A 7,202-nucleotide genomic window follows, 5' to 3' on the forward strand; every position below is an offset into this window, starting at 1 on the left:
GGAGCTGGATAATACTTAAAGCGGAAGCGGCTCGTTCAGAGCCGCTTTTTTCTATGGGGTGGTCGCACGTGCTGATACATGAAATTATATCAACGATTCGACACAGGGTATGGACTTACCGACAAATCACGACAATATCAGTGCCTCTCCCCTCTACTTTTATCAATATATTACAATCTCTTTTATGTTAAAATATAGGTAACACCTTTTAGTAAAATAGATCCAAAAGCTTTTCCATATTCATCATTTACTACTTAAATGGCGGGAGTGGTTCAGTTGAAAGACTACTTAATTAGAGCATTTTTTGCGTTAATAACAGTTGGGATTGTCTTACTTATAGCTAATATTTTCAATATACGTATCGAGGTGAAAGACTATGCTTTCCTCGTTGTTGTAGCAATTGGTGGCGGCTGGGGTGGCTGGTACCTGTATAAAAAACAAAGTAATCAAAGTGATAAAGGCATTCCAAAGTAATACGGAATGCCTTCTTTTATTGCCGTCTATAATAAATAATAAAATTCAAACTGCTAATACAGCCAATCGCAATAAACATGCTAAAACTCTGCACATCTCCAGCTAGATTATACTCATCCACGATAAAGCCAATCATAAAAAGTGTTATCGCCGAAACACCAATACACAATATTGAAATAAAACAAAGCGAAAATTCATTAATTAGCTCTTTCTTCTGTGTTGAAACAATTAGCATAACAAGAATAGATGCTGCTAATATACTTTTAAAAACAGGACGTAAATACACAAACTCCTCCATCTGTTTCTCCTTTTCCCAAAACATCACATCTCAACATTAACATATTTAACCAAATTAAAAACACATGCCTTTTCAAGATAAAGTGAAACTTTAATCAGTGGGGGTTTTCTTCATCCCCCACTGATTATTAGCCCTCACCAATCGGACTTTTATGGGCAGTTGATCCCCACCTAACTTCTTTGCTTTCGCTGAATTTTGAGTTGGGGGGCTTACTACCCATTAAAGCGGGATAAAATGACATGTGTTTCCAAAAACCTCTATAAATTTGTATTATGACAACTGTTTCCACTTCGTTCCTAAAACAGGACGCTCGTAATTTTTGATCTCATGAATTAGTTTATCTGCCGTCTCAGCTGAAACGATCAAATCTTTATTCGATGGGTTCATAAACCCTTCTTCTGCTGCACGTTCAACCATTTGCAGGATTGGTCCGTAAAAATCTTTTATATTCAATAAACCAACCGGCTTATTATGTATACCAATTTGTGACCAACATACAACTTCAAATAGCTCTTCAAACGTTCCGTATCCGCCTGGTAATGCAATAAAAGCATCCGCAAGTTCTGCCATTTTCGCTTTACGTTCGTGCATCGTTTCTACTTCAATTAGTTCCGTTAACCCTGTATGTACAATTTCTCCTCGGAATAGACCGCGCGGCATAACACCTGTTACACGTCCACCTAAACGAAGAACTTCATTTGCTACTTCTCCCATTAATCCAACGCATGAACCACCGTATACGAGCTCATAATCGTTCTCAACAAACATTTTTCCTAACGCTATTGCCTGCTCTTTAAATTCTGCTCTCTCTCCTAAGTTGGAACCTGCAAACACACAAATCTTTCTCATTCCTACACCCCGAAACTATATATTGTTATGATACAATGAACATTGTACAACATATTGAAGGGATGAGGAAGAAATGGATATTGTCGCATTTCAAAGATGGGTGGAGGAATTTTACGAAAAAAGAAGCTGGTCACAATATAATGCCTTTATTCGCTTAAATTTCTTAACTGAGGAAGTTGGGGAAGTTTCACGTGTTGTTCGCGCCATTGAAATTGGCCGTGATCGCCCTGATGAAGAAGTGAAAACAGAAGAAGTGCTAAAACAGGAACTAAAAGAAGAACTGGGTGATGTACTATCTAATCTTATTATTCTTTCACAAAAATATGATTTAGATTTACAAGACATTATGGAGGCTCACGTCACAAAGCTTTCGAAAAGGTTCGAGACATCCAAATGAGAATATTATCAATTATGGTATAATATTCTTGTCACAATACTAAGGGGGATTTTATGTTATCTAAAAAATTGCACGACGCATTAAACGATCAAATGAACTTTGAATTTTACTCTGCCCACGCTTATATGGCAATGGCTGCTTACTGTACATCTGAGAGCTATGATGGATTCGCTAACTTTTTCCTTGTACAAGCTGAGGAAGAACGTTTCCACGCAATGAAGCTTTATAACTACATTAACGACCGCGGTGAGCGCGCTATTGTTACCGGATTTGATAATCCGAATAACGAATATGAATCTGTACTGAACGCTTTTGAAGTGGCACTTGAGCACGAGCGTGAAGTAACGAAGCGTATTTACAACTTATCTGATATCGCTTGGGATGAGCGTGAGCACGCAACAATTACCTTCTTAAAATGGTTCGTCGATGAGCAAGTAGAAGAAGAAGCTTCATTCGATAGCATCATTCAAAAATTAAAACGTATTACAAGCGATTCAAACGCATTATTTATGCTAGATGCTGAATTAGAGAAACGTACATTTACGCCTCCAGCTGAGTAGTATTTCAATCACCTTAATGAATGTATTAAGGTGATTTTTTTATTTCTTCTCTCGGCTTAATAAGCTTTGCTAAATCCTTCTTATCAAGACCTGAAACCTTTTCAACAAAATCACTATGAGTAAGCGTCCCATCCGCTTCTTTCACCCTAATTCCCCCCTCTCTATATTATTTATCATACCAAAATAAAAAAGCCGTTCATCCCTCTAGGCGAGAGATAAACGACTTCGCTTGTTTTTATTAAAGCATAACCCCAACGATAATCGCTGATAATATACTTACTAACGTTGCACCGTATACAAGTTTTAATCCGAATGAAGATACAACGTTTGCTTGTTTGCCATCGATACTCTTCGTTGCACCTGCGATAATTCCGATTGATGAGAAGTTCGCAAATGATACAAGGAAGATAGATAAAATACCTACTGTACGAGTTGATAAATCGCCAGCTACTTTTCCAAGGTCAAGCATTGCAACGAATTCGTTCGTTACTAATTTCGTTGCCATAATTTGTCCTGCTGCTAGCATCTCTGATGTTGGAATACCCATTACGAATGCTAATGGTGAGAAGACATATCCTAAAATGCTTTGGAATGTGATTCCGAAAATTGAATCGAATACACCGTTAATTGCTGTAATTAATGCTACGAAACCGATTAACATCGCCGCTACTGTTACAGCGATAGAGAAACCAAGCATAATATATTCGCCTAACATTTCAAAGAATGTTTGTTTTTTATCTTCTTGTAATTCTAAAATATCGTCTTCTTCTTTCACGTCATATGGATTAATAATATGAACGATAATGAATCCGCTAAATAAGTTTAATACAAGTGCTGTTACTACATATTTTGGATCAATCATTTTCATATAAGAACCGACGATTGACATCGATACTGTTGACATAGAAGATGCACAAAGTGTGTATAAACGATTTTTCGGTAATTTGCTTAGTTGATCTTTTACTGTAATGAATACTTCCCCTTGACCAACGATTGCAGCTGCTACTGCATTATATGATTCTAGTTTTCCTAAGCCGTTAATTTTACTTAATAGGAAACCAACTGCACGAATGATAACCGGTAATACTTTAATGTGTTGTAAAATCCCAATTAGTACTGCTAAGAAAATAATTGGTAATAATACTGTTAAGAAGAATGGTGCTTGTCCATCATTTGCTAGACCACCAAATACGAAATTAACCCCCGCTTCCGCAAACTTTAAAATAGCGCCAAACCCATCTGCAATCCCTTTTACTAATACAAATCCGACCTTTGTATTTAGTAAGAAATACGCAAGTACCAATTGAATGACAAGCATAAGTGCAATTGGTTTATATTTAATTTTCTTACGATCTGAACTGATAAGGAAACCTAGTACAAATACTACAAGTAAACCGACTAGAAACATTACTATTTTCATATGTGAATCCTCCACTTCTCCCACGAGTTATCGGTCGTATAACGTATAACGAATGACGTCTGACCATTGATGTTAAAAAAATTTAAAACCCCTAAATACTATTCAACTGTTATCTAAAATCAGTAAGCGTTTACATAAATTGCAATTTATAAAAGGTAGCTTCTTCTCTCCTACCATACTTGAAAGTCTGAAATTGATACCACCTACAAATCAAATTGTAAGCGTTATCTACCCGAAATGCAATATAAATTTTAAAAGATTTTTATATGTTAATATATTCCTAAATAATTGGTTTTTTCATGCAAATTTACCATAAAAAATAGTCCTAGCTATAAGCTAGGACCATCTCTTTTTTTATAACATAACACCAACGATAATCGCTGATAGAATACTTACTAATGTCGCACCGTACACAAGGCGTAGACCGAATGATGATACAACATTTGATTGGTTTTCATCGATACCTTTCGTTGCACCTGCGATAATTCCGATTGATGAGAAGTTCGCAAATGATACAAGGAATACAGAAAGAATACCAACTGTACGAGCTGATAAATCACCAGCTACTTTTCCAAGATCAAGCATCGCAACAAACTCGTTTGATACTAATTTTGTTGCCATAATTTGTCCCGCTGTTACCATCTCTGCTTGCGGGATACCCATTACGAATGCTAATGGTGAGAAAATGTATCCTAAAATAGCTTGGAATGTAATACCGAACATGGAATCAAACAAGCTGTTGATTGCTGTAATTAATGCTACGAAACCAAGTAACATTGCCGCTACTGTGATCGCGATTGTGAAACCAAGCATAATATATTCACTTAGCATTTCAAAGAATGACTGTTTTTTCTTATTTTCTAATTTCAGTGTATCTTCTTCTTCTGTAATGTCGTACGGGTTAATAATATGAATAATAATGAAACCACTAAATAAATTTAATACAAGTGCTGTTACTACATATTTCGGTTCAATCATTTTCATATAAGAACCCACGATTGACATTGATACTGTCGACATTGAAGATGCACATAATGTATATAAACGATGTTTTGGGATTTTACTTAATTGATCTTTTACTGTAATAAATACTTCCGCTTGCCCAACAATGGCAGCTGCTACTGCGTTATATGATTCTAGTTTTCCTAGACCATTTACTTTACTTAGCGCAGTACCAATAGCACGAATAAATATCGGTAAAATTTTAAAGTGTTGCAGAATTCCGATTAAAACGGCAAAGAATACGATTGGTAATAACGCTGTTAAGAAGAATGAAACCTCTCCTTTATTAACAAGACCGCCAAATACGAAAACGATTCCAGCTTCCGCATATCCAAGAAGCGCGCCAAATCCATCTGAAATTCCTTTTACTAAAATATAACCAACTTGCGTATTTAATAAGAAATAACTTAACGCTAGCTGAATAACAAGCATAATTGCGATTGGTTTATACTTAATCTTCTTTCGATCGGCACTTATAAGAAAACCGAGTACGAATACAACGAGCAATCCTACAAGAAACATAACAAACTTCATTAATAAAATCCTCCATTTAACTCTTCATTAACGTTGAACGTCTGACCATTCAAAATAAGAAATAATCCGAACTTTCCATTTCTCCTCTAAAACCTTCAATCGGATAGGAAAGATCATAAAACCTCTTGTTTCAAAGGCATTTTCCATTCTAACACAAATCACAACCCATATCCGCACTTTTCTTAAAAAAATACATTTTATTATAAAACATTCATGAATGTTCGTCTTTTACTACCCACAAATATCTTTATAAAACAAAAAAATGAGCATCAAGTTTCACTTGATGCTCACCTCATTAGACTGCTTTTTCTTTATCAGCTACTGCTGGCTTATCCCAGCACTCTGTATTGTTCAAACCAGGAATAGACTCCGCATAGAACACTGGATCTTTTCCTTGTTTCTTTTGCTTAATGTAATCTGTTAATGCCGCGAAAGCATACTTAGAAAGGAATACGATCGCAACTAAGTTAATGATTGCCATAATACCCATGAATAAATCTGCTAAATCCCAAACGATTTGAATTGTTGCTACAGATCCTAACATAACCATACCAAGTACAGCAATTCGATAAGCATTTAGTAAAACTTTACTTCCATTTAAGAACTCAATATTTGTTTCACCATAGTAGTAGTTACCTACTAATGAACTAAATGCAAACAAGAAGATTGCAACCGCTACAAATATAGACGCCCACGGTCCGATATGTTGACTTAATGCTTGCTGCGTTAATTGAATACCATTTAAATCAGCTGCATTATGCACATCTGATAAAAGAATAATAAATGCTGTACAACTACAAATTAATAATGTATCTGTAAATACCCCTAAAGTTTGAATGAAACCTTGTTTAACTGGGTGCGTTACGTTTGCAGTCGCAGCTGCGTTCGGCGCACTACCCATACCTGCTTCATTTGAGAATAATCCGCGTTTTACCCCTAGTAAAATCGCAGCTCCTAATCCCCCGCCCACTACTTCTTTAATTCCAAATGCATGTAAGAAAATCTCTTTAAATACATACGGAATTGCCGTAATGTTTGTCACAACAACGAATAACGCTACTGCTACATAAATAATTGCCATTACTGGAACAATCATTTCAACCGCACGTGCAATACGTTTTACTCCGCCAAAGATAATGATCGCAAGTAAACCAGCCATAAACAGACCCACAAACTTACCATCTGTGTTAAATGCTCCATCAAAAGCTGCCGCTACTGTGTTTGACTGCACGGCATTGAAAATTAATCCGAAACTTACTGTTATTAGAACAGAGAACACAACACCTAACCAGCGTTTCTTTAAACCCTTTTCCATATAATACGCTGGGCCCCCACGGAATGCATTCCCATCTTTTACTTTATAAATTTGCGCTAATGTGCTCTCTACAAATGCAGAAGCACCCCCAATTACCGCAATTAACCACATCCAAAATACTGCTCCTGGTCCACCTGCTGAAATTGCAATAGCTACACCAGCTAAGTTACCAGTACCTACACGAGAAGCTGTACTCATACAAAATGCTTGGAATGATGATACGCCGCTCTTCTCTTTTTGCGCTTTCCTCGTTTTCGAGCTTGCTCCATCCCCAAGCAAACGAATCATTTCACCGAAGTAACGAACTTGGACAAATTTCACACGGAATGAAAAGTAGAGCCCTAACCCAATTA

Annotated in this window: 8 protein-coding genes; 3 read left to right on the top strand and 5 right to left on the bottom strand. The window is 36.4% G+C overall.

What is annotated here, in order from left to right:
• The first annotated feature begins 276 nt into the window (after nucleotides 1–276).
• On the top strand, nucleotides 277–474 hold the full coding sequence (locus tag MR113_RS26185; RefSeq protein WP_000656323.1) for a hypothetical protein: 198 nt from the start codon (nucleotides 277–279) through the stop codon (nucleotides 472–474).
• A 16-nt stretch (nucleotides 475–490) separates the two neighbouring features.
• Here MR113_RS26185 and MR113_RS26190 read toward each other — a convergent pair whose 3' ends face one another.
• Nucleotides 491–772, bottom strand: coding sequence for a hypothetical protein (locus MR113_RS26190; RefSeq protein WP_242257372.1), 282 nt, complete (start codon nucleotides 770–772; stop codon nucleotides 491–493).
• 270 nt (nucleotides 773–1,042) lie between these two features.
• Complete coding sequence (locus MR113_RS26195) at nucleotides 1,043–1,621, bottom strand: LOG family protein (protein ID WP_277929794.1); 579 nt, start codon at nucleotides 1,619–1,621, stop codon at nucleotides 1,043–1,045.
• A gap of 73 nt (nucleotides 1,622–1,694) precedes the next feature.
• Here MR113_RS26195 and MR113_RS26200 point away from each other — a divergent pair, with 73 nt between their 5' ends.
• Both MR113_RS26200 and MR113_RS26205 read left to right on the top strand, forming a co-directional pair.
• Nucleotides 1,695–2,018 (top strand): MazG nucleotide pyrophosphohydrolase domain-containing protein, encoded by a 324-nt coding sequence (locus MR113_RS26200; protein WP_242257373.1) that lies wholly within the window; start codon nucleotides 1,695–1,697, stop codon nucleotides 2,016–2,018.
• A gap of 53 nt (nucleotides 2,019–2,071) precedes the next feature.
• Entirely contained in the window at nucleotides 2,072–2,578 is a 507-nt protein-coding gene (locus MR113_RS26205; RefSeq protein ID WP_061678977.1) for a ferritin, read from the top strand.
• Between the two features lie 238 nt (nucleotides 2,579–2,816).
• Here the strand turns inward: MR113_RS26205 and MR113_RS26210 are convergent, their stop codons facing one another.
• From MR113_RS26210 to MR113_RS26220, 3 genes are all read right to left on the bottom strand, one after another.
• Nucleotides 2,817–3,998, bottom strand: coding sequence for a NupC/NupG family nucleoside CNT transporter (locus MR113_RS26210; RefSeq protein WP_242257374.1), 1,182 nt, complete (start codon nucleotides 3,996–3,998; stop codon nucleotides 2,817–2,819).
• A gap of 354 nt (nucleotides 3,999–4,352) precedes the next feature.
• Nucleotides 4,353–5,534: a NupC/NupG family nucleoside CNT transporter gene (locus MR113_RS26215; RefSeq protein WP_000673848.1), complete on the bottom strand. Its 1,182-nt coding sequence runs from the start codon at nucleotides 5,532–5,534 to the stop codon at nucleotides 4,353–4,355.
• Between the two features lie 295 nt (nucleotides 5,535–5,829).
• Nucleotides 5,830–7,202, bottom strand: a 1,373-nt coding sequence (locus tag MR113_RS26220) for an alanine/glycine:cation symporter family protein (RefSeq protein ID WP_242257375.1), incomplete at its 5' end; no start/stop codon positions are given.

It is taken from the genome of Bacillus cereus group sp. BfR-BA-01379 (assembly GCF_022663605.1).
Classification (GTDB): domain Bacteria; phylum Bacillota; class Bacilli; order Bacillales; family Bacillaceae_G; genus Bacillus_A; species Bacillus_A mobilis.

Bases quoted from the DNA above. Each gene is read 5' to 3' on its own strand.
- MR113_RS26210 (WP_242257374.1), bottom strand. From the start codon at position 3,998: ATGAAAATAGTAATGTTTCTAGTCGGTTTACTTGTAGTATTTGTACTA.
- MR113_RS26200 (WP_242257373.1), top strand. From the start codon at position 1,695: ATGGATATTGTCGCATTTCAAAGATGGGTGGAGGAATTTTACGAAAAA.
- MR113_RS26205 (WP_061678977.1), top strand. From the start codon at position 2,072: ATGTTATCTAAAAAATTGCACGACGCATTAAACGATCAAATGAACTTT.
- MR113_RS26215 (WP_000673848.1), bottom strand. From the start codon at position 5,534: ATGAAGTTTGTTATGTTTCTTGTAGGATTGCTCGTTGTATTCGTACTC.
- MR113_RS26195 (WP_277929794.1), bottom strand. From the start codon at position 1,621: ATGAGAAAGATTTGTGTGTTTGCAGGTTCCAACTTAGGAGAGAGAGCA.
- MR113_RS26190 (WP_242257372.1), bottom strand. From the start codon at position 772: ATGGAGGAGTTTGTGTATTTACGTCCTGTTTTTAAAAGTATATTAGCA.